This window comes from Streptomyces sp. NPDC058274, assembly GCF_042881375.1.
Taxonomy (GTDB): domain Bacteria; phylum Actinomycetota; class Actinomycetes; order Streptomycetales; family Streptomycetaceae; genus Streptomyces.
The window spans coordinates 1-22306 of the sequence record NZ_JBHVXW010000007.1; the positions used below are offsets into that span (position 1 = coordinate 1).

At 69.4% G+C, this 22306-nt stretch carries 16 protein-coding genes; 9 read left to right on the forward strand and 7 right to left on the reverse strand.

The window, feature by feature from the left end; all coding sequences use genetic code 11:
• Positions 1-121 precede the first annotated feature (121 nt).
• The 3 genes from ACFVYF_RS16015 to ACFVYF_RS16025 form a co-directional block, all read right to left on the reverse strand.
• Positions 122-2086 (reverse strand): RICIN domain-containing protein, encoded by a 1965-nt coding sequence (locus tag ACFVYF_RS16015; RefSeq protein WP_389455821.1) that lies wholly within the window; start codon positions 2084-2086, stop codon positions 122-124.
• A 705-nt stretch (positions 2087-2791) separates the two neighbouring features.
• Positions 2792-4267, reverse strand: a complete 1476-nt coding sequence (locus ACFVYF_RS16020) for an alkaline phosphatase PhoX (RefSeq protein WP_389455822.1) — start codon at positions 4265-4267, stop codon at positions 2792-2794.
• Between the two features lie 313 nt (positions 4268-4580).
• The gene (locus ACFVYF_RS16025) at positions 4581-5582 is read right to left on the reverse strand and encodes a LacI family DNA-binding transcriptional regulator (protein WP_389455823.1); all 1002 of its coding nucleotides are present in this window, start codon (positions 5580-5582) and stop codon (positions 4581-4583) included.
• 318 nt (positions 5583-5900) lie between these two features.
• Between ACFVYF_RS16025 and ACFVYF_RS16030 the strand changes: the two genes are divergently transcribed.
• The 4 genes from ACFVYF_RS16030 to ACFVYF_RS16045 are packed head-to-tail and all read left to right on the forward strand — an operon-like array spanning position 5901 to position 11881.
• Complete coding sequence (locus ACFVYF_RS16030; RefSeq protein WP_389455824.1) at positions 5901-7238, forward strand: ABC transporter substrate-binding protein; 1338 nt, start codon at positions 5901-5903, stop codon at positions 7236-7238.
• Between the two features lie 7 nt (positions 7239-7245).
• A complete protein-coding gene (locus tag ACFVYF_RS16035; RefSeq protein ID WP_389455825.1) occupies positions 7246-8202 on the forward strand; it encodes a carbohydrate ABC transporter permease in 957 nt (318 codons plus the stop codon).
• A gap of 47 nt (positions 8203-8249) precedes the next feature.
• Positions 8250-9056 (forward strand): carbohydrate ABC transporter permease, encoded by an 807-nt coding sequence (locus ACFVYF_RS16040; RefSeq protein ID WP_389456232.1) that lies wholly within the window; start codon positions 8250-8252, stop codon positions 9054-9056.
• Between the two features lie 41 nt (positions 9057-9097).
• A complete protein-coding gene (locus ACFVYF_RS16045; protein WP_389455826.1) occupies positions 9098-11881 on the forward strand; it encodes an alpha-mannosidase in 2784 nt (927 codons plus the stop codon).
• Positions 11882-11966: 85 nt separating this feature from the next.
• Here ACFVYF_RS16045 and ACFVYF_RS16050 read toward each other — a convergent pair whose 3' ends face one another.
• Positions 11967-12218 (reverse strand): hypothetical protein, encoded by a 252-nt coding sequence (locus tag ACFVYF_RS16050; protein WP_389455827.1) that lies wholly within the window; start codon positions 12216-12218, stop codon positions 11967-11969.
• A gap of 66 nt (positions 12219-12284) precedes the next feature.
• Between ACFVYF_RS16050 and ACFVYF_RS16055 the strand changes: the two genes are divergently transcribed.
• The gene (locus ACFVYF_RS16055) at positions 12285-15380 is read left to right on the forward strand and encodes a glycoside hydrolase family 2 TIM barrel-domain containing protein (protein ID WP_389455828.1); all 3096 of its coding nucleotides are present in this window, start codon (positions 12285-12287) and stop codon (positions 15378-15380) included.
• 557 nt (positions 15381-15937) lie between these two features.
• Here the strand turns inward: ACFVYF_RS16055 and ACFVYF_RS16060 are convergent.
• Complete coding sequence (locus ACFVYF_RS16060) at positions 15938-16099, reverse strand: hypothetical protein (RefSeq protein ID WP_389455829.1); 162 nt, start codon at positions 16097-16099, stop codon at positions 15938-15940.
• 159 nt (positions 16100-16258) lie between these two features.
• On the opposite strand from ACFVYF_RS16060, the gene ACFVYF_RS16065 reads away from it, so the two are divergent.
• The gene (locus tag ACFVYF_RS16065; protein WP_389455830.1) at positions 16259-16537 is read left to right on the forward strand and encodes a hypothetical protein; all 279 of its coding nucleotides are present in this window, start codon (positions 16259-16261) and stop codon (positions 16535-16537) included.
• Between the two features lie 232 nt (positions 16538-16769).
• Here the strand turns inward: ACFVYF_RS16065 and ACFVYF_RS16070 are convergent, their stop codons facing one another.
• Both ACFVYF_RS16070 and ACFVYF_RS16075 read right to left on the reverse strand, forming a co-directional pair.
• Positions 16770-17141 (reverse strand): STAS domain-containing protein, encoded by a 372-nt coding sequence (locus ACFVYF_RS16070; RefSeq protein WP_389455831.1) that lies wholly within the window; start codon positions 17139-17141, stop codon positions 16770-16772.
• On the reverse strand, positions 17138-18571 hold the full coding sequence (locus ACFVYF_RS16075) for a PP2C family protein-serine/threonine phosphatase (protein ID WP_389455832.1): 1434 nt from the start codon (positions 18569-18571) through the stop codon (positions 17138-17140). Before ACFVYF_RS16075 ends, ACFVYF_RS16070 begins: the two co-directional genes overlap by 4 nt.
• Positions 18572-18920: 349 nt before the next feature.
• Here ACFVYF_RS16075 and ACFVYF_RS16080 point away from each other — a divergent pair, with 349 nt between their 5' ends.
• The 3 genes from ACFVYF_RS16080 (at position 18921) to ACFVYF_RS16090 (ending at position 22140) form a co-directional block, all read left to right on the forward strand.
• The gene (locus ACFVYF_RS16080; RefSeq protein WP_389455833.1) at positions 18921-19835 is read left to right on the forward strand and encodes an SDR family oxidoreductase; all 915 of its coding nucleotides are present in this window, start codon (positions 18921-18923) and stop codon (positions 19833-19835) included.
• Positions 19836-20055: 220 nt separating this feature from the next.
• Positions 20056-20973: an alpha/beta fold hydrolase gene (locus ACFVYF_RS16085; RefSeq protein ID WP_389455834.1), complete on the forward strand. Its 918-nt coding sequence runs from the start codon at positions 20056-20058 to the stop codon at positions 20971-20973.
• Positions 20974-21156: 183 nt separating this feature from the next.
• Positions 21157-22140: an SDR family oxidoreductase gene (locus ACFVYF_RS16090; protein ID WP_389455835.1), complete on the forward strand. Its 984-nt coding sequence runs from the start codon at positions 21157-21159 to the stop codon at positions 22138-22140.
• Positions 22141-22306: the final 166 nt, after the last annotated feature.

The following is a 22306-nucleotide window of genomic DNA, read 5'->3' on the forward strand; positions in this document are numbered from 1 at the left end:
AATTTACACCCCCACCCCGCAAAACCCTATATGGTTGTGTGTGGGGGGCTGGTTTTTTTTTATACGCGCCCGCCGGTGGCCGCCCCGGGGGGGGCCGCACTCCGGGCAGCGCCGATCCTGCCTACTGAGGGGTGAGGGTGAAGGCCTGGCCGGTACCGCCGGAGCAGGTCCACTGCTGGAGCCGGGCGCCGTCGGTGGTGGAGGCATCGGTGACGTCCAGGCATTGGGCGGGATTGCTGCGTGGCGTCAGGGTGTAGGTGCCGCCTGCCTGAGGAATCGCCTTCCACTGCTGATTGGTACCGCCGCCGTAGGACCAGAGCTGGATCTTCGCTCCGTTGGCGGCGCCCGTCCCGCCGGTGACGTCCCAGACGGCGCCTGCCGCGTTGCGGCTGACAACCTTGTAGTAGCCGTTGTCGGTGGGCTGGAACTGCCACTGCTGGTTGGTGCTGCCGGACACGCAGGTCCACTGCTGCACGGCGGCGCCGTTGGCGGTCGAACCGGCCGTGTCGTCAACGCACTTGCCGCTGTTGGCGTTGGTGACCGTGTACCACTTCGTCGGGTCCACGGGTCCGCTGGTGCCGCTGCCGACGTCGGGCCAGATGTACGTGCCCACCGTCTTGGCGGGCAGCGTGCTGCTGACCTGCTTGCCGCCGGCCCGCAACGTGAAGGGCTGGTTGGAAGCCGTCTGGTTGACCACGACGGTCACCAGGCTGCCGTCGGGGTTGAGGAAGGCGACGTTGGTGACGTTGCCGCTGGTGCCGTTGTTCGTCTGGACCCGGGTGGCACCGCGTGCGATGAACTTCGAGAACTGGCCGACGATGTAGTACTCGGGCAGGGCCCAGTACGTGTCCGGGTTGCTCGGCGACTGGACGAACATGGTCGGGTCGGGTGCGCCGGACCACTGCTCCGGGCTGCGGTTCTGGTCGAGCATGGTGACCCAGTCCTGGTACATGATCGACTGGTTGCGGAAGTACTGGACGATCCTGTCCGCGCCGGCGGTGCCCCACACGGCACGCTCGGTCATGGCCACGTCCTTGGTCGGGTAGCTCGACTTGACCTGTCCCATGGCGGTCGGATCCCCGCCGTAGTCGTGGAAGGCGACGCCGTCGACCGAGTTGAACGCGCTGCTGGGTGAGCCGGGGTTGCCGAGGACCCCGGCGGTGTAGGCCGGGCCGTCGCCAAAGTTGTGGTCGTAGGCCCAGATCTTGGTGGCCGAGGCGCCGTTGCCGTTCAGCTCGCCGCGCAGTGCGGTGGAGATCCTGCGTTCCTGGTCGGCGGTGAGCGTCATGCCCGGGTAGTCCGGCGGCGAGAACAGCGGTTCGTTCTGCATCGTGACGGCGTACAGCGGCAGTCCCTGGCCCGCGTAGGCGGTGACGGCCTTGCGCAAGTAGGTGGCGAGCACCGGGATGTTCGCGTCGGGAAGCGTGCCGCCGATCAGGCTGTTGTTGTTCTTCATCCAGGCCGGGGGGCTCCACACACTGCCGAACAACAGCAGGTTCGGGTTGATCGCCTTCGCTTCCTTGAGGACCGAGATGATCTTGTAGTCGATGTCCTTCTGGATGGAGAACCGCGACAGGCTCGGGTCGGCCGCGCCATCGTCGTAGGTGTAGAACTGCCGCGAGGTGAAGTCGCTCGAACCCAGCGGGATCCGGGCGATGTTGAACCCGGCACCGTTGACCGGGTCGACGAGCTTGCGCAGTGCCGCGGTACGCGCGGAGGCGCTCATCCGGGACAGGTTGTAGATCGTGGACTCCTCCAGCGAGGAGCCGACGCCCAGGACGGACTGGTAACGGGTGGCCGTGTCAGCGGTGATGGTGGCCGTGCCCGAGGCGGTGACCGCGGTGAGGTCGGTCTGCCGCGACAACTGATACCGCGTCGAGGCGAGCCCCGTCGCCGGATTGGTGAACCAGTTCGCGTTGGCCGGGCCGAACCCCGAGGCGGTCGACTCCGAGCTGAAGTACACCTGAACGGGAGCGTCGGCCGCTTGGGCCGACGGTGCGTTCACTGTGGTCAGAGCGACGGGTGCGAGCAGCGCGCCGACCGCCACCGCCGTCAGCGCGAGCGTGGCCCGACGGCTGCGCACCACGGGACTGGCGGTCCGGGAGCGCGGTCGCCACCAGTGTGGGTGTCTCAGAGGCACGGGAACTCCTGATCGGGTGGGGGATGTCGCCTGCCGCTCGGTGTGAGCCGGTGAGACTCGCTCGTCCGACGCCAGGCGTGCGGTGCGGGCGCTGGATCGGGCGGGGCGTTGCGAAGGCGGGAGGCTGACGCGACTGTGGTGGACGATCAGTGGGGTAACACAGGGATTCACGGCTTTTTACAAGCCGTGAACTTAGAGGGGGTACTGAGTACCGTCAACCCTCGCGTCTCAACGGGCGCATCAGGTTTGGTGTCTCGGGACCGGTCGGTCGCTGTCTGCGTGCGTCGCGAGAACCTGGCACGCAGAGGGCCCGACCGGAGCGTGCCCCTGCCGAGAACCTCATCCGCCCTGGTGGGAGGCAGTGTGGTGGCGTGCCGGGAACTGCGGGAACATGACGACCGTGCTGCTGCGACCGACGTATCTCGCTGAGACGAACGCCTTCGCGATGCTGCGCCTGCTGCCAATGAGCGACCACGGCGCGGCCTCGGCAACGCGCTCGGCCACGTCGCCCATGTGGTGCCCTGGCCGCCGAGGGCAGCCGGGGCACCGATGGAGTCAGGCGGGGACATCAGCTCGTCCCGGTTCCTCGGGGGACGCGGGAGCCTTGACGGGTCGGCCGAGTAAGTCCTGGCAGGCAGGCGGAGCGTGGGGTCAGCGCTGGTAGCGCCAGGGCCCCTTGATGGCGTAGAGGATGCCGGGGTTCTGGATGCTCGCGTACAGCGTCGTGCCGTCCGGGGAGAAGACGACACCGGCGAACTCGCTGTAGTTCGGGTCCTCCGCGGTGCCGTCGTTCAGCTGGTTCCGGGCGATCGGGTAGGTCTTCCCGTCCTCCGTGGCGCCGAACAGGTGCTGGATGCCCTCGCCGTCCTCCGCGATGACCACACCGCCGTACGGCGAGACCGTGATGTTGTCCGGGCCGTCGAGGACGCCGTCGTTCGCGTCCGGCTCCGGGTTGACGCCAAAGATCAGCTTGAGAGTCAGCGTGCCGCGGGCGGGGTCGTAGTACCACACCTGTCCGTCGTGCTGGACCGGGCTCTCCTCGCGCGCGAAGGACGAGACGACGTAGGCGCCGCCGTCGGCCCACCACATGCCTTCGAGCTTGCGGGCGCGGGTGACCTGCGACCCGGTGAACTGCTGGCGAACCGGGACGGTCTTGGCGTCACGGTCGGCGACCGGCACCCACTTGACGGTGTACTTGGTGCCGGCCTTGGTGGCGCGGGACAGGTCGTCGACGTACTGGCCCTCGGAGTCGAAGCACTTGAAGGCTTCCAGCACACCGGCGGTGTCGGAGAGGGTCCGCAGCTGGCCCCGGCCGTGCTTGAAGCCCTTCGGTGGAGTCCAGCGGTACCACAGGCCGTTGGGGCCCGAGGCGTCCTCGGTGAGGTACAGGTGACCGCGCTTGGTGTCCACGACGACGGCCTCGTGGTCATAGCGGCCCAGCGCCTTGATCGGCTTGGGGTTCTGGTTGGCGCGGCGGTCGTACGGGTCGACCTCGAAGACGTACCCGTGGTCCTTGGTCATGCCGTTCTGGCCGGCCTTGGCGGTGTTCTCCTCGCAGGTCAGCCAGGTGCCCCAGGGGCTGCGGCCGCCCGCGCAGTTCTGCTGGGTGCCCGCGACGCCGACCCATTCGGCCACGCACTCGCCGTCCTTGGAGACCTCCACGACCGTGCAGCCGCCGGGGGCACTGGGGTCGTAGACGAGTCCCGGGGTGAGCGGTACGGGGTGCGGGGGGTCCGTGCGGGAGTCGCGGATCTCGTGGTTGACGACCAGTAGCGTGGAACCGCGGGTGCCCTTGAAGGTGGCCGTGCCGTCGTTCTTGTTCGGCGTGAACTCACCGGAGTCCAGCTTGGTGACACCGGCGCGGGTGACCACCTTGTAGGAGAACCCGGCGGGGAGCGCGAGCAGCCCGTCGGGGTCGTCGATCAGCGGTCCGTACCCGGTCTTGCTCTGGTGCGCCTGCGAGACCTGCTCAGTGGCGTCGAGATCCTGGCCCCTGCTCCTGGCGTCCTCGGCCGTCTCGGCGGCGTACGCATACGAACTGGCGGTGGACAGCACACCTGCGGCACCTATGAGGGCGATTCCCGCGCCGGCCGAGGTCTTGGCGAAGTCTCTTCGGGTAGTAGGCACGTTGATCTCCTGGGTGGCACGAAACCTGTGGGTAACTGGGGGCACGGCGCACAACCCCCTGCGCCGTCGAGCAAAAGGTAAACGGGATACAACAGATGCGCTAGATACCGAACATGCGGCCAGGCCGTATCCCGTTCATCGCTCTGTCTCGCTTGGAGCAGCTTTCGCGTCCTTCGAACTGGGCGTCCGGGCAAGGCCGGTGGATCAACCGGGAGCGTTCGCCGGGTTCGTATCAGGCCAGGGCGACGACGGATGGTCATCGGCGGGAACGGCTCCGCTCGCGCGCCCTGCCGGCGGAGAGCGCCGGCCGACCCTACGCCGACTCCCGCAACCGCAGTCTTCCGTGGACCACCATCTCGTCCCGGCTGAGTCCGCCGCTGCGGGTCAGCAGCCGCGCCGCCTGTTCGACGGCGAGCGCGCCGAGCTCCCGGGTGTCGAGGGCGACGGTGGACAGTGGCGGTTCGATCAGGGATCCGAGCTGAAGGCCATCGAAGCCGATAACGGCGAGGTCCTGGGGGACCTGGCGTCCGAGCCGGCGGGCGGCACGCAGTGCGCCGATGGCGATGATGTCGTTGAACGTGAACACGGCGGTGACGTCGGGGTACTGGGCGAGCAGGTCCTTCAGCGCGCCCTCCCCACCTTCCACGCTCTGCTCGGCGCGGCACACCGCGTCGGAGTCGAGTCCGCAGGCGTCCATCGCGGCGGCGAACCAGTCGTGCCGGTTGCTCGGCTCGGACCGACCCGCGTGATCGAGCATGCCGATCCGCCGGTGTCCCGACTCGGCCAGATGGCGGATCGCGGAGGCAACGCCCTGCTCTCCGTCGATCCGGATCGCGCTGAACCGCTCCGTGCGGTGCTCCCGGTCGATGAGTACAACCGGCATCCCCCGGGTCAGCCGGTCGATCTCCTCCTCGGCCAGGCTCATGTACCCCACGACAGCGTCCACCTGCGAGGCGATCGCCTCCAGGGTGCCCCGCTCCTCCTCGACGCGATCACTGGTTTCGCACACGACGACATGCCAGCCGCGGGCCCGTGCCTCGTCCAGCGAGGCGGCGGCGACCTCGGTGAAGAAGGGGTTGAGCAGATCGGGGATCACCAGCCCGACGCTGATCGTGTCCTGGCGGACGAGGCCTCGGGCGAACCGGCTCGGCCGGTATCCCAGCGCGAGGGCGGCATCGAGGACGCGCTGCTTGGTGGCGACGCCGATCTCGTCCTTGTCGTTGAGCGCCCGGGACACCGTCTGCCGGGACACCCCGGCGCTGCGGGCCACATCGTCGATCGTCACCCGGCGGGGTCCGGTCCCGGACGACGCCATCGTTCACCTCCGCCTATTGTCGACGCGCGCGCGTCGCAAGGGTCACTGAGTATGCCCCGGGCCGCCATTGTGGTGCGACCACGTGTGCGAACGGTTGGTCGCGCTCCCCTGGCTCCGGAGCCTTGACACTCGACCCAACCGAAGCGCAAAATCCCAATCACTTCACGACAAGCCCTCTCATCAGCGCCCCGTTACCGCTCCCGTGAGCGCTCACGGTACCGCTCACGGAATCACATTCCAACCAGAAGGCATCCGCCTCCAGGTGTCAACGTCGACCCCGCCTAGCACCGTCGCTAGTCGTTCTCTGGAACGGAAGATATGAGCAGCACAGTCACACGTACTCGCCTCGTCATCGCAGCCGCGGCCGCCGGCATGGTCGTCCTCGCCGGGTGCTCGTCGTCCGACTCGTCGTCCGACAACGCGTCCGCCGCCTCCTGTAAGCCCTCCAAGGGCAAGGTCACCCTCCAGTACTGGAACACCGTCAACGGCATGGACAAGGTCGTCGACCTGTGGAACAAGGAACATCCCGACATCCAGGTCGAGTCGAAGAACATCTCCAACGACCAGTACGGCGCGATCGGCAACGCCCTCAAGGCCGGTACGGCGCCGGACCTCGCCCAGGTCGGCTACGACCAGTTGCCCACCCTCCGCTCCCAGGACGCCTTCGTTGACGCCTCGGCCTGCAAGACGGCCGCCGGCGCCAAGTCGAAGTTCGTTCCGTGGACCTGGTCGCAGGCCAGCTTCGGCGGCGAAGGGGTGTTCGCCCTTCCGCAGGACACGGGCCCGATGGCCATGTACGTACGCACCGACATCTTCAAGAAGTACGACGTCCCGATTCCGACGACCTGGGACGAGTACACCACCGCCGCGGAGAAGCTGCACAAGGCCAACCCGAAGCTCACCATGACGTTCTTCGACCCGAACAACGCCGAATGGTTCAACGGGCTCCTCTGGCAGAACAACGCGAACATGTACAGCTACTCCGACGACAAGTGGCACGTCACCGTGGAGTCGGACAAGAGCAAGCAGGTCGCCGACTACTGGCAGAAGCTGATCGACGACAAGCTCGTGCGTACCGACCTCGCCAACGGGTCGACGCAGATGTTCGCCGCCTACCAGAACAACCAGATGGCCACCCAGATCGGGGCGGCCTGGGGCTACACGGGGATGCGTGACAACCTTCCCGACCAGGCCGGCAAGTGGTCGATCGTCCCGATGCCGACCTGGGGTGCGGACGGCAACTCCGGCGACTGGGGCGGTTCGACCGTCGCGTTCATGAAGGGCGGCAAGCACCTCTACGAGGCTGCCGAGTTCAACACGTGGCTGAACACCGACCCCGACGCACTCGCGATGGCGAACGACGTGGGCGGCCTGTACCCGGCGTCCACCGACGGGCTGGACATGCCGGCGCTGTCCAAGGGCGTGCCGTACTACAACAACGAGAAGATCTTCGACGTCTTCGCCGCGTCGTCCAAGAAGGTCGACACCGACTTCAGCTGGGGTCCCACCCAGAAGACGGTGAACCTGGCACTGCAGGACGCGATGTCCAAGGCGGTGGCCGGCGACGGCAAGCTGACCGACGCGCTCGCGGCTGCCCAGGCGTCCGCGCTGAAGTCGATGGACGACCTGGCGATCCCGGCCACGGCGGGCAAGTGACCACGGAATGACCGACATCGCCACCCGCCCCACCGATGCGGTGTCGCCACCGCCCCGGGGCCGCCGCCGTCCGCGTCTGGACGTCGGCGGCCCCCGGGCCGGCACCATCGCCGCGTTCCTGACGCCCTTCTTCCTGCCGTTCGTCCTCTTCTACCTGGTGCCCATCGGCTACGCGCTCTGGCAGAGCTTCCGCGTGGTCCGCCGCTCCGGCGGTCAGTACGGCACCTCGTACACGACGTTCGGCGGTTTCGAGCAGTACGTCGAGGTGTTCCAGAACGACGAGTTCTGGAACAGCATCGGCCGTATCGGCCTGTTCGGCATCGTGCAGGTGCCCGTGATGCTGTTCACCGCGCTGATCATGGCACTGCTCCTCGACACCCACCTGCTGAAGCTCAAGGGGTTCTTCCGCACCGCCGCGTTCATGCCGTACGCGGTGCCCGGCGTCATCGCCGCGATCATGTGGTCGTATCTCTACTCGCCGCAACTCAGCCCGATCGTCGACCTGTTGAACGGCATCGGTCTCAAGCCGGACTTCCTCGGCCCGGGTGCCGTGCTGTGGTCGGCGGCGAACATCTCGACCTGGCTGTGGACCGGGTACAACATGCTGATCATGTTCTCGGCGCTGCAGTCCATCCCGCAGGAACTCTACGAGGCCGCGAGGATCGACGGGGCCGGCAACTGGTCCATCGCCTGGCGCATCAAGGTCCCGATCATCGCCCCGTCCATCGTCATGACCACGGTGTTCTCGATCATCGGCACACTCCAGCTGTACTCCGAGCCGGCCGTGCTGCGCCAGATCTCCTCGAACATCTCCAGCACGTTCACCCCGAACATGCTGGCGTACACCGTGGCCATCGGGAACAACTACCAGCAGGCCGCCGCCATTTCGGTGGTCGTCGCCGTCATCACCTTCGTCTTGAGCTTCGGGTTCATGCGACTGACCTCCAAGAGGGCGGGACTGTGACCAATCAATCCCGTGTCCAGGAAAGCCGCGTGAGCCGTACGGCCCTCATGGCCCTGATGCTCGTGCTGGCCATCTACTTCCTGCTGCCGCTCTACTTCCTGATCGTCGCGGCGACCAAACCGCAGGGCGACCTGGCCTCCACCAGCGGCCTGGCATTCTCGAACTTCCAGCTGTTCGACAACCTGCACACCCTGTTCACCTTCAACGGCGGCATCTTCGCCCGATGGATCCTCAACACGGTCGTCTACGCCGTGCTGGGCGCGGCCGTGGGTACCCTCATCTCGGCGCTGTGCGGCTACGCGCTCGCCAAGTTCCGCTTCCGCGGCCGGGAGTTCCTGTTCTCGGTGATTCTCGGCGGCGTGCTGGTCCCCAGCACCGCGCTGGCGCTGCCGCTGTTCCTGCTGTTCTCCCAAGTCGGACTCGTCAACACCTACTTCGCGGTCTTCCTGCCCAGCATCGTCAGTCCGTTCGGCGTCTATCTCGCGAGGATCTTCGCGAACGCCGCTGTGCCGCAGGAACTCATCGAGTCCGCGCGCCTCGACGGTTCCGGCGAGTTCCGCACGTTCTTCTCGGTCTCGTTCAGGCTGATGTCCCCGGCGCTGGTGACCATCTTCCTGTTCCAGTTCGTCGGTATCTGGAACAACTTCTTCCTCCCGATGGTGATGCTCCAGAAGGAGGAGCTCTTCCCGATCACGCTCGGCCTCTTCACCTGGAACGGGCAGACCGCCCGCACCCCGCTCCTCCAGGAGTCCGTGATCATGGGCTCGCTGGTGTCGATCGTGCCCGTGATCATCCTGTTCATCGTCCTCCAGCGGTTCTGGCGCAGCGGGCTCGCCGCCGGCTCCCTCAAGTGACCGCCGCCGTCCCCCACTCCGTACAGAAGGTCCGCCCCGCCATGCCCAACTCCGCAGTATTCGTCCCCCACTTCCACTGGGACCGGGAGTGGTACGAGCCCTTCCAGGTCTTCCGGCACCGGCTCGTGACCGCCCTGGACACCGTGCTGGAGACGCTTGAGGCGAACCCGGACTTCCGGTTCACCGTCGACGGTCAGATGGCCGCGGTCGAGGACTATCTGGAGATGCGTCCGGAGAACCGCGACCGGGTGGTGGCCCTGGTCCGCGAGGGCCGGCTGGCGATCGGCCCCTGGCTGATCCTGCTCGACGAGTTCCTGTGTTCCGGCGAGACCATCGTGCGCAACCTCCAGATGGGGTGGGCCGCGGCGGAGCGGCTCGGCGGCGCGATGCCCATCGGCTATCTGCCGGACATGTTCGGCCACGTCGCGCAGATGCCGCAGATCCTGGCACGCGCCGGGATCGAGCACGCGGCGCTGTGGCGCGGGGTACCCGGCTCGGTCGAAGGGCACGCCTTCCACTGGCGCGCCCCGGACGGCTCCGAGGTGCGCACCGAGTTCCTCTTCGACGGCTACGACAACGGTCTGGACGTCCTCCTGGTGCCCGACCAGATCGGCCGCGCGCTCGGCGAGTACGCGCAGATGACGGCCGAGCGGTGGGGCGGCGACCCGGTGCTGGCCATGGCGGGCACCGACCACAACGCGCCCGACCCGCAGCTGGCTGCCTGGCTCCGCAAGGCGTCCGGCGCGGAGCTGCCGATCACCGTCGCGACGCTCGACGAGTACATCCGGGGGCATGTACGCGACGAGGTGACCTCCGTCGTCACCGGTGAGCTGCGCAGCCATGTGCGGGGCAACATCCTGCCGGGCGTGCTGTCCGTGCGGCTCGGGCTCAAGCAGCGGATGGCCGTCGCCGAGCGGACGGTCGACCACGCCGAGCGCGTGAACGCGCTGTGGTCGCGACGCGACGACTCTGCCTTCCTCTCCCTCGCCTGGCACAAGATCATCGAGTCCACCGCGCACGACTCGGTGGTCGGTTCCGGCACCGACGAGACCTGCGACCAGGTCGCGGCGCGGCTCGCCGAGGCCGCGCAGACCGCCCGTGCCGTGCGGGACGCGGCGCTCGCCGAGCCCGCCGCCCGGGTGCCGAGCGACGCCTACCTGGTGGCCAATCCGCTGCCGGCGCCACGCACGGCACTGGTGGAGGTGGATGTCCTGGCCCCGGCTGCCGGGACCGCGCTCGTGGCCACCGGCGCCGACGGATCGACGCATCCCGTGCAGCTGATCTCCGAGGACCCGACCGTGCTCAGCGACGAGCGCATGGACGCCTCGCAGCTCGAACGCGTACTGCGCCGTATCCACCGTCGGGAACTGTTCGGACTGCTGATCGACCGCTACGAACTCACCCCGGGATCACTGGTGTTCCACCTCGCCGAGGTACCGGCCGGCGGGCCGTTCGACCTGCTGATCCTGCGTCGCGAGGTCGCCGCCGCGGCGGCCGCGCATCCGGGCGAGTGGCAGGTGCGAACGCTGGCCGAAGCGCGGGCGACGGCGCTGGTGCCGGTGCACGTGCCCGCCTCCGGGCTGGCCGCTGTCCGGGTCTCGGCGGCCGAAGGGGACACCGCCCCGGCGCCGCGGCTCACGCCGGCCACGGCCACCGTGACGCCTGCGGCGGACGCGCTGTCCAACGGCCTGGTCGAGGTGGTGGTGGCCGACGACGGCACCCTGATCGTGACCGGCGCGGACGGCACAGTCCTGTCAGGGGTGGGCCGCCTGGTCGACGGCGGTGACCGCGGCGACAGCTACAACTACGCTCCCCCGGCCCGGGACAAGCTGGTGTCGGAGCCGACCCGGATCACCGTCGAGCTCGTCGAGAACGGGCCGCTGCGTGCCCGGCTGCGCGTCACCCGCGTCTACGAGTGGCCCGCCGCACTCGCCGCCGACCGTGACGTGCGCGGCGGCACCACCGTCCCGACCCCGGTGGAGATGCTGGTGGAGCTGCGCACGGGCGAGCCGTTCGTGCGCATCTCGACCGCCTTCCTCAACCGGTCCGCCGACCACCGGCTGCGGTTCCATGTGCCGCTCCCCCGGCCCGTGACCACGTCCGCCTCCGCCGGCCAGTTCGCCGTCACCGAGCGTGGACTCACGGCGGAGGGCGGCTGGGGCGAGTACCCGCTCCCGACCTTCCCGGCGAGCACCTTCGTGTCGGCAGGGCCGGCCACCGTCCTCCTCGACCATTCCAGCGAGTACGAACTCGTCGACGGCGGCTCGGCGCTGGCCCTCACGCTGCTGCGCGCGATCGGCTCGATCAGCGTGAACATCCACCCCCTGCGCGACGAGCCCGCGGCAAGCGAGATCCCCGCCCCGGGCGCGCAGGACCTCGGTATGCGCATCGAGAGCCGGCTCGCCGTCCTGCCCTCGGCCGCCGGCTGGCAGGAGGCGGACGCGGTCGCCCTCGCCGAGGAGTTCCGCAACGACGTGCTCGTCACGCGGGGTACCGCACCCGCCGGGGGCGCCCTGCCGGCCGACATGAGCGGCGTCCGGGTCGACGGCAAGGACGTGTTCGTCTCCAGCATCCGCCGGGTCCCCGCCGACGGGGATGAGCATGGAGTCGGGAACGGCATCGAGGTGCGGCTCGCCGCGCTGAGCGACAGCGGATCGACCGCCCGTCTGACGGGTGACTTCACCGAGGCCACCACGGTCGACCTGCTCGGCCGGCCGCTCTCCACCACGCCGGCGCAGGAGGGCCTCGAACTCGCCCTCGCGCCCTGGGAGATCCGCACGGTCGTGCTGAGGCAGTACCCCACGGTCCCCACGAGCCGGCCGTGACCGTCACCTGGTCCCGCGGCGGATCGTACGGACCGGACGCGAACGCCGGAGGGTCCCGACCTGGGCCGGACGAGCCGAGCGTGACCTACGCCGCTTTCCGGCGGCAGTCGTACGAACTCCACTCGACCGGCGCGCACACCCGCCGTAGGCCGTCCGCACCGACCGTGGCCTGCCCCCCGGTCCGCCACAGGCCGTACACGCCGACCGTGGCCTGTTCCCTGCTCCGCCACAGGCCGTACACGCCGACCGTGGCCTGCCCCCCGGTCCGCCACCGGCCGTACACGCCGACCACGACCGCCCCCCACACCCGCCACCAGCCGTACGAGCCGGCCGTCACCGATCCCCGCCCCCGTCACGGCACGGGCGACGTCCACCGAGCCCCCACGAAGAAAGACGTGACCTCTTGCTCTCCGAGCTCTCCGCGTATGTTTCGGACCCGGCACCGGGGCGCGGCGCACTGCGCACGGCGCGCTCGTGGCTGCACTCCGACGCTCCTTCCCTCTCCCTGAACGGGGCTTGGCGATTCCGGCTGTCCCCCACGGCGTCGGTCGCGACGGACTTCGTAGCCGACGACTTCTCGGACGACGGCTGGGACACCCTGGCGGTGCCCGCGCACTGGGTGCTGGAGGGGGACGGCGCCTACGGCAGGCCCATCTACACGAACATCCAGTACCCGTTCCCGATCGATCCGCCCCATGTCCCGGACGAGAACCCCACGGGCGACTACCGCCGCCACTTCGACCTACCCGACGGCTGGTCGGGCGCCGAGCGGATCGTGCTGCGGTTCGACGGGGTCGAGTCGCTCTTCACGGTGTGGGTCAACGGCGTGGAGACCGGCGGCGCCAGTGGCAGCCGGCTCGCCCACGAGTTCGATGTGACGGACGCGGTGCGTCCGGGTGACAACGTCGTCGCGGTGCGGGTGCACCAGTGGTCCGCGGCGAGCTATCTCGAGGACCAGGACCAGTGGTGGCTGCCGGGGATCTTCCGTGACGTCACCCTTCTCGCCCGGCCGGCCGGGGGCATCGAGGACGTCTGGCTCAGGACCGGTTACGCCGCCGGGCAGGGCCGGATCGACCCGGAGGTCACCGCCGACGCGTCGGCCTTCCCGGTCACCCTGCGGATCCCCGAACTCGGCGTCGAGCGGGTCTGGGCGACCGCGGCCGAGGTGGCCCCGCTGGACGTGGCCGGGGTGGAGCCCTGGTCTGCGGAGGAGCCGCGCCTGTACGAGGCGACGGTCTCCTCGGCGGCGGAGAGCATCGCCCTACGGGTGGGTTTCCGCACGGTCGAGATCCGCGGCGACCAATTCCTGGTCAACGGCCGCCGGGTGGTCTTCCACGGGGTGAACCGTCACGAGGCGCATCCCGAGCGCGGCCGGGTCTTCGACGAGCGGCACGCGCGCGAGGACCTCGCCCGGATGAAGCGGTTCAACGTGAACGCCATCCGCACCAGCCACTACCCTCCGCACCCCCGGCTCCTCGACCTCGCCGACGAACTCGGGTTCTGGGTCGTCCTGGAGTGCGACCTGGAGACCCACGGCTTCGACAAGATCGGCTGGGTCGGCAACCCGAGCGACGACCCGGCGTGGCGCCCGGCCTACCTCGACCGCATCCAGCGGACCGTCGAGCGGGACAAGAACCATCCCAGCGTCGTCATCTGGTCCCTCGGCAACGAGGCGGGCACCGGCAGCAACCTCGCCGCGATGTCGGCATGGGTCCACGCCCGGGACACCGAACGGCCGGTGCACTACGAGGGCGACCACACCGGCGAGTACACGGACGTCTACTCACGCATGTACCCGACGGTCCCGGAGATCGAGCGGGTCTGCACCGACGACGCCTCGTCCACCCTCCTGGACTGCACCCCGGCGCAGAGTGCCCGTCAGCGCGGCAAACCGTTCCTGTTGTGCGAGTACGCCCACGCGATGGGCAACGGGCCGGGCGCGTTCGATCAGTACGAGGCGCTCGTACACGAGTATCCGCGGCTGCACGGCGGCTTCGTCTGGGAGTGGCGGGACCACGGCCTCCTGGCGACGGCCCCGGACGGAACTCCGTACTACGCCTATGGCGGCGACTTCGGCGAGGTCGTGCACGACGGCAACTTCGTGATGGACGGCATGCTGTTGAGCGACGACGTCCCCACGCCCAGCCTCCACGAGTTCAAGGCGGTCGTGCAGCCGCTGCGCTTCGCCTTCGACGGCGAGAAGGCCGCGATCACGAACCTTCGGCACTCGGCCGACACGTCGGATCTGCGGTTTCGCTGGCGGGTCGAGCACGACGGAGTGTCCGTGGACTCGGGCGAACTGGATGTCCCCGTGGTCGCGGCGGGCGAGTCGGGTCGGGTGACGCTTCCCCGGGTCACGGTGTCCCCGGACGCCGAGACCTGGCTCACGATCGACGCGGTACTGGCGACGGACACCGCCTGGGCGGCGCAGGGACACGTCGTCGCGACCGCGCAGTACGACCACTCGGTGCGGCGGCCGGTCCCCCGCGCCCGTCCGCGCGCCGACTGGCGGCCGGGTGACGGCACCCTCACCCTCGGCATCGCCGAGTTCGCCGACGGGTCGCTCACCCGTCTCGCCGGTCGCGCCGTCACCGGACCGCGGCTGGAACTGTTCCGCGCCCCCACGGACAACGACGAGGCCCCGGGAGACCGCCTCGAAGGCAGCGACGACAGTGTCGCCGGGGTGTCCAGCGCCGACCTGTGGCGCGGGGACGGCCTGGACCGGCTCACCGCACGGAGGGTCACCCTGGAGCACGCGGCCGACGCCCTGCGCACCGTCGACAAGGTCTCCGCCGCGCACTCCGCCCTGTCCGTGACGGTGGAGACCCTCTGGTCGGTCGAGGGGGACGAACTCGAACTGCGCGTGGAGATCGAACCGTCGAGCGGCTGGCGGACCGTGTGGCCGAGGATCGGTGTGCACTTCGGCCTGCCCGACGGCACGGCTCCCGTCGACGGTGCCGAGTGGTTCGGGCTGGGCCCGTTCGAGTCCTACCCTGACAGCCTCCACGCGGCACGCACGGGACTCTTCGCCGCCCCGGTCGGTGATCTCTCGGTCGACTACGCGCGCCCCCAGGAAACCGGGCACCGTTCCGGACTACGGCACCTGACGCTGACCAGCGGCGCGGAGCGCGTGCTGCGCATCACCGCCCTGCCCGACACCCAGGGCCGGCGCCCCGGCTTCACTCTCAGCCGCCACACCCCTCATCAGATCACCGAGGCCCGGCACCCCTTCGAGCTCCCCGACTCGACGACCAGTCACCTGATCATCGACGCGGCCCAGCACGGCCTCGGCTCCCGCGCCTGCGGCCCCGACGTATGGCCCCCGTTCGCACTGCGCCCTCAGGCACGCACGATCAGGCTCCGGATAAAGGGTTCCGTGCCCGCTCTGTCGCGGCATCAACTGCCGCGCCGGGCGGACGGAGAGCCAGCCGTCCGTACGGCAGGGGAACCGGCGCGACAGGTGCACCGAGGACCGTCCGGCTTCGGAGGTGCCGGCTGAACCACGACAGGGGCGTGGCAGACGCGCCATCGTCTTCGAGTCCCGTCCCGAGGAGACCGAGACCGCCAGGGTTCCGGTCCACGCATCAGGGCAAGCGATCCCACTCTGCCGCTTCGGCTGCGGAGAGCCCGCAAGCCTCCAAGGACCCGAAGGACTGCGCGAGCACTTCTCGTGCCGCAGGAAGCGTGAGGCCTATCGATCGGCCACTGACCGCCCTCCGCCAAATTCGCCCTCGCCGGCCTAGCCGAGCTGCACATGCGAGGATCCCGGCGTCGACACGGCGTGACCGACGCCACGTAGCGCACCCGACTACCGTTGGCACGCCGCGTTGTCGGCACGCCTGCGCGAGGGCAAGCTGCGGCCATGGCGTCACACATCGGTGCTCAAATCTGGACGGCTATGGGCATGTTCGTGTTGTTGGCCGTCGGTACGTGGCTTGGCTGCACCGGTGCAAGCCGGCAGTCGGAGCGTGATGTAGAAGTCTTGGAACGCGCCACTGCCGGGCACTTACGACTTGCCGAGGGCCAGCAGAAGCTGCGGTATCAGGCCGAGCGTGCTCAGCGGGTGCAGGAGCGCACCGAGGAGGCGTACAGCGTCCTTGCACGGTGGCTGCGGGAGCTGTCACGCACGATCGACGAGGTCTGGGCCGGTTCAGTGACGGGCGACGCGGCAAGCGCCACGAGGTCGGCTTCGCGCAGGAAGGCGATGTGGCCGGCCACGACGGACTGTCGTCGGGATGGCGCCCTCTGCCTTCGAGGCGGGCCGCGGAGCCGTGTCGTACGTCGTCGTCATGGCCGGTCCAACGAGCCAGCCATGCGATAGCGGGTCCTCTTCCCGTACGCCCGTGTCCGGCCGCGCGCAGCAGTCGTTCTCCGTGCATGACCAAGATCTTCAGCCGAGCCATCGGAACCGCGGCCGTCGCCGGCGCCGCTCTCATTGCCGCTGCTGTCCCCGCGTCGGCCAACACCATCGGGGACGACATCGGTGCCCTCCTGATCGGCAGCCAGAACCAAGGCGCCAACGCCGGGAACGACGGGTCTACCAGCAGCCATGGCAGCAACAACGGCAACACCCTCGCCAACAATATCGCTGACCAATCCAATGTCGCCCTGGTCAACATTGCGAAGGTGGCGGAAGGCGTACTCATGACCGCCTGAGCCCTCAGGGGCCCAAGCCACGGGGGTGAGCGCGTCCGTCTGCCGATCGAGCTTCTGCCCGGTGGCGGGGACGCGGGCGTGGCGATGCGGATCTCGGTCGCATGGGGCGGGAACGGGAACGCGTCCAGGGGGCCGTCACTGTGCTGAGGGCGCCGGTGAGGCTGTCCGCGTGTCGATCATGCCCTCGCTCGACGCTGCGGTGACCGCCTTGTCTGGCGGCCACCGCAGGGGGTTACGCGGTGGCCGTGTCCTGGCTGCGGGTGTGCGCGACGAGGGCGTGGGCGGCGGTGGGGTGGGCGGGCAGCAGGGTGCTCAGGCCGGTGATGTCCAGCAGCCGCTCAAGGCGGTCGGGGACGGCGGCGAGGACCAGGGTGCCGTCGGCGGTCTTGGCGCAGCGGAAGATGCCGACCAGGGCGTTGAAGCCGGAGGAGTCGCAGAAAGTGACGGCCTGAAGGTCCAGGATCAGGTGGCGGTGGCCTTGTTCGATCAGGGCCAGTGCCTGGGTGCGCAGTTGCGGGGCGGTGGTGCTGTCGAGGTCCCCGGCGATGTGGGCCAGGGCGAGGTCGCCGTCGGTGTGCTGTGCGGTGAGGCGGAAGTCGGTCACGGTCGGCTCTCCCGCGTCTCGCCGGCGGTGGCGATGGTGTGGGCGGTGGCGGTCGCGGTGAGGCCGTCTGCGGCGTCGGCGAGGGGGACGGACAGGGCTAGCAGGGCGACGTCGTCACCGGCCCCGTGGGGCGTGGCGTCGATGAGGTCGACGGTGTCCCCTATGACTGCCGCCGCGCCGGCGGGCCCGGTGCGTGCGGCAAGGAAACGGATCAAGCCCTCTTCTCCGATCATTTCACCGCCACGAGTGCGGGCCTCGGTCAGCCCGTCGGTGTAAAAGAGCAGTCCTTCGCCCGGGGCCAGATGGATGCTGTGGGAGGCGAAGCGTGCGTCGGCGAGGGCGCCGATGAGCATGCCTCCCTTGGGGTGCACCGGTTCCACTGCCGCCTGGCCCCGCAGGTGATAGGCCGGGGGGTGTCCGCCGGTGGCCACCATGACGGTGAACCCCTCCTTCTCGTGCGGTTCAAGGACGCCGAAGACAGCGGTACAGAACCGGGTGCCGACAGCCGGGTCCAGCAGCAGCGCCGTGTTCAGCGAGGTGAGGACTTTGTCCGGGTCGGGGTCGATCAGGGCCGCGGCGCGCAGGGTGTAGCGGGTCAGAGAGGTCAGGGCGGCAGCTTCGGGGCCCTTGCCGCACACGTCTCCGAGGAAGAATGCCCACCTCGTGCCGTCGAGGGGGAAGACGTCGTAGAAGTCACCGCCCACGTTCTGAGGGGAGGCGGTGGCGTAGTGGCAGGCCAGCTCCAGCCCCGGTACCACCGGCAGCGCCGGCGGCAACAGGGTGCGCTGGAGAGTGGAGGCGAACGCCTCGATGGCCCTCTTGTCCCGCTCCGTGCGCTGTCGGGCCTCCTCCTGCTCCCGGCGCCGCTCCTGCTCGATGCGCAGGGCGTTCAGGGCCGACAGGCGCATCTCCATCTCGTCCAGCACGATCGCGGCCAGGTCCGCGAGGGTGGCGGTGTCGGCCTCGGTGATCAGCCGGGGCTTGGTGTCGAGGATGTTGACAGTGCCCAGCCGGTGCCCGTCGCCGGTGATGATCGGCGCGGCGGCGTAGAACCGGACCGCCATCGGCCCGGTGACCAGAGCGTTGCCGAAGGCGACGGGGTCGGTGAGAGTGTCGGGGATCACCAGCGCCTCGTCGGACAGAATCGCCGAACCGCACAGACCCGGCTCCCGGCTGATCTCGCTGACGCCCTCCAGACCATGAGCGGCCTTGAACCAGATCCGGTCCTCGTCCACGATCGTCACGCTCGCCACCGGCACCTCGAACAGTCGGGCCGCCATCGCCGCAACACGGTCGAACGCGCCATCCGGCGGGGTGTCCAAGATGTTGTAGCGGCGCACCGCGTCCATCCTGGCCGCTTCTTCCACCGCACTGAGCGTCCGCCGGCCCGGCGGGCCCGCCGGGCCATTCGCGAATTCCGCTTGCGGCATCGTGTACCTCTCCTTGCCCCGCCGACCTCGGTGGCCAACGACTGCGGCAGCCTAGTCCAGCCTCCCGGCGTCAAGAAAACCAATCCGGAGAGTAACCACAAAGCAGCTTCAGCGGCAGGGCAGCAAGCGTGCTGATGTGCCCACTGTGATTCCTCTGCACTGGTTGCCTCTGACAGTGCGCTCGGCGCGACCGGCAACTCCGTAACAGGAGCAGGTGCGTGACCCGAGCTGGTCCATGGTCGTTGCCCCCCGAAGGCGCGTCCGCCACCGCCCGTGCCGGGACCGGGGACTGCCCGAGGCTGGGTTCACAGCGGGACAACTACTGGCGTATCCCTGGAGCGAACAAGTCGTGAATGAGCGGACAAGCGGCGCCGGTTGGCCGGCCAGCGTGCTGGTGACGGGTGCGACCAGCGGAATCGGGCTGGCCACTGCGCTGCTCCTGGCCCGCCAGGGCCGGCAGGTGATCGGGACGGCCCGCTCCAAGGACAAGGCCGACGCGCTGGTCAGCACCGCCCGCGCCCAGGGTCTGGCGTTGGACGCAGTGGTCATGGACCTCACCGACCCGGTGTCCTGCCGGGAGGCCGTCGCGGGAGCAGCCGACCTCACCGACGGTGGCCCCCACGCACTGGTGGCCAATGCCGGCATCCCGCTGACAGGTGCGATCACAGACCTCTCGGAGGACCGGATCCGTGAGGTACTGGAGGTCAACGTCGTAGGTACGCTGCGGATGTGCACGCTGGTGCTGCCCGCGATGCGCAGGCGAGGCAGGGGGCGGATCGTGACCGTCTCCTCCGCCGGCGCACGGATCCCGTCGCCGATGAGCGGCTGGTACGCGGCCAGCAAGCACGCGCTCAGCGCGGCGACGCACAGCCTGCGCATGGAGACCCGCCGCTACGGCGTGCAGGTGGTCCTCGTCGAGCCCGGCACCGTCGCGACCCCGTTCTGGGACCGGGCCCAGGAGGACCTGTCCGCCCTCACCACGGCCCATGGCGACGCCGGTCTCAACGACCGTGCCGCAAGACTCTTCTCCCGCATCCAAAGGTCGGCCGGCGGGCCGCAGCCAGTGGCCCGCACCATCGCCAAGGCTCTCGGCGTCCCGCGCCCGCGTCGCAGGTACACCGTCGGCCTCGACGCCCACCTGGGCACCGCCCTGCAATACGCGGCACCTCTATGGCTCAGCGACCACATCAAGACCCGCCTGTTCGCCCTCCACACCCCGGCTGCCGCGGATCCCACCGGGGTCGCGCAGGCGAGCGGGAGCTGACAGTTCTCCAGGGTCACAGAGCCTGGCGAGCACCCTTGCGGCCCGTTCACGCGATGCAGCCCGAACCGACGAACCCACCCGGCTCGATCTCACGTCGTGGCAGGGCGCTTCTGTACGCCATCCGCGTGTCGCCACGCCGCTGTGATCGTTGCACTGGCGGTGTGGACGTCACGGTCGGTGAGGCCGGGCCGTCAAAGGACCGCAGGAGCAGGGGAGCGTCTTGGCCTTCGAAGAGTTCGTGGTGTCCGGCTACGGCGGATACAAGTCCGAGGGGCGCACGCTACGCCACCGTGACCCCGCGTCGGAGACCATCGTGCTGATCGGCGGGGCCCTCCAGCGCAAGACGGCGTGGGGCCGCTTCGAAGCGGTACTTGCCGAAAAGTTTCACGTGTTCACCGTGGACCTGCCCGGGTGGGGTGATGCGGATACGCTGCCCGCCTCCTACGGCGTGGACTTCCTCGCGGCTGCCCTGCACGACCTGCTGGGGGCGGCCGGACACCGGCAGGTGCACGTGCTCGGCGCCTCGTACGGTTCGGGCATCGCTTACCGCTATGCCCAGAGCTATCCCCAGGGGGTGCGCAGCATCGCCCTGGCCGGACCGCTCCTGTGGGTCCCCGACGGAATCCGGGAGGACCTGCGGCGCACCGTGGACCTGTTGGATGGCGAGCGGATGGAGGAGTTCGCCGAACTCAGCGCCGACATCATCCTTCACTCCAGGCCGGGCGCGCGCGTAAATCGCCAGTCGGCAGTGCGCCGCATCCTGCATTCCCTGTTCCGCGACATCGACGACGCGGACCGGGCGAAGTACCGCAACAACACCCTGCGGCTGCTGCAGCAGGCGCCGTCGCCGCAGCCGGCGATCGCCGCGCCCGTCCTGGTGGCCACAGGCGAGCACGACCTCTTCACGCCACCGGACCTGTGCCGCGAGATCGCCTCGACCTGTCCCGACGCCCGCTTCACGCTGGTCCACGACGCCGACCATGCGATGCACCTGGAGCTTCCCAAACAGGCCGGCGACCTGCTGACCCGCTTCGCGGCCGGAGAGTCCCTCGATGGCCTCGCCTACTGCCACCCGGTGGAGTACTCGGACGCGTTACCGCCCGGTTCCGGGATGTGGGAAGCGGACGCACGGCGATGACTGGAATCCGTAATGCCGCGGGCCGCCGCCCCTCCCTGCGCCCACTGCCAGCATCAGCACGACCGGCTCCTTGCCTCGGGCGGCGCGTGAACTGACCGCAGTCACCGACTCGGCCCTCCCCATCCCAGTCGCGGGCACCCCACAGGGCTGCCCCGCCCCCTACCCAACAGCACCGAGGCCACCATGACCGCAGCCCGTCCCACCATCCTCCTCACCGGCTCAACCGGCGTGATCGGGGCGAACCTCCTCCCAGCACTCGCCGTCCGACACGATGTCACTGCACTGGTTCACCGGCGTCGGCCCCAAGGCGCCACCACCTGCGTGCAGGCCGACCTGACGGCTGACGGCCTGGGCCTGAACACCAGCCAGCGCAGCGAACTGGCCGCCGGCATCGACCTGATCGTGCACTGCGGCGGTCTCACCGACTTCGCCCCGCGCGACCACACCGCCTTCGACAACGTCAACGCCGACGGCACTCGCAGGATCCTGGAACTCGCCGAAGACGCCCGTGTGCCGGTGGTCCTGCTCTCCTCCGCCTCAGCCGCCTTCGAAGTCCCCGGAGACGATCTCGCCGCCCGCTCCATGCGCGCGTACGGCCAGTCCAAGCGCCGAGCCGAGGAACTGGCCGCCCAATGCAGCCAGCCCGTCGCGATCGTGCGCACCGCCCTCCTGTTCGCCGCCCGCAGCGCCCCCACCGCACCCCGACACCAGTTCCCCCACGCCCTGTTCACCGTCATGCTGCAGGCACGACCCGGCGGACTGCCCGTCCAGCCCGACCACTGGACCGACATCCTCCCGATGGAGACCCTCGTCGACTACATCACCGCACTGGCCGAAGCCCAGATCCGCGGCGACGCCACGGCCCCCGGCCTGCACTGGGTCACCGCCGGCCCGGCTCGGCTGACCGCAGCAGACCTCGAACGAGCCTGCATCGACTTCCTCGAGGAAGCGGGCCGCCCGGCCGGCGGACCACTGCTGGCCCATCCCGCCACACCGCAACCCCGGACGCACGGCATGGCCCGCGTCGCCCAACTCGGCTTCCTGCCGCCCGACCAGCCGGACATGCCCTCCCACCTGAACCGCCTGCTCCCCGCCCAGGTGACCCGCACCGACGTACTCGAAGCCCTCCGCCACAACGTGCGACGCTGCGCGCCGTGGGCATCATGACCCCACTGTCCGCAAGACGGGGTCGAATGCGGCGACGGATCGCAGCAGTTGCCTCTGCGCTTCGAAGGTTGCGGGGCCTGCGGGCGGCGGCGACGGTGACCTCCAGCAGCCACCGCACGGTATTCGGATGAGGGATGGCCGTCATGATGCGGAACGTATCGCCGGC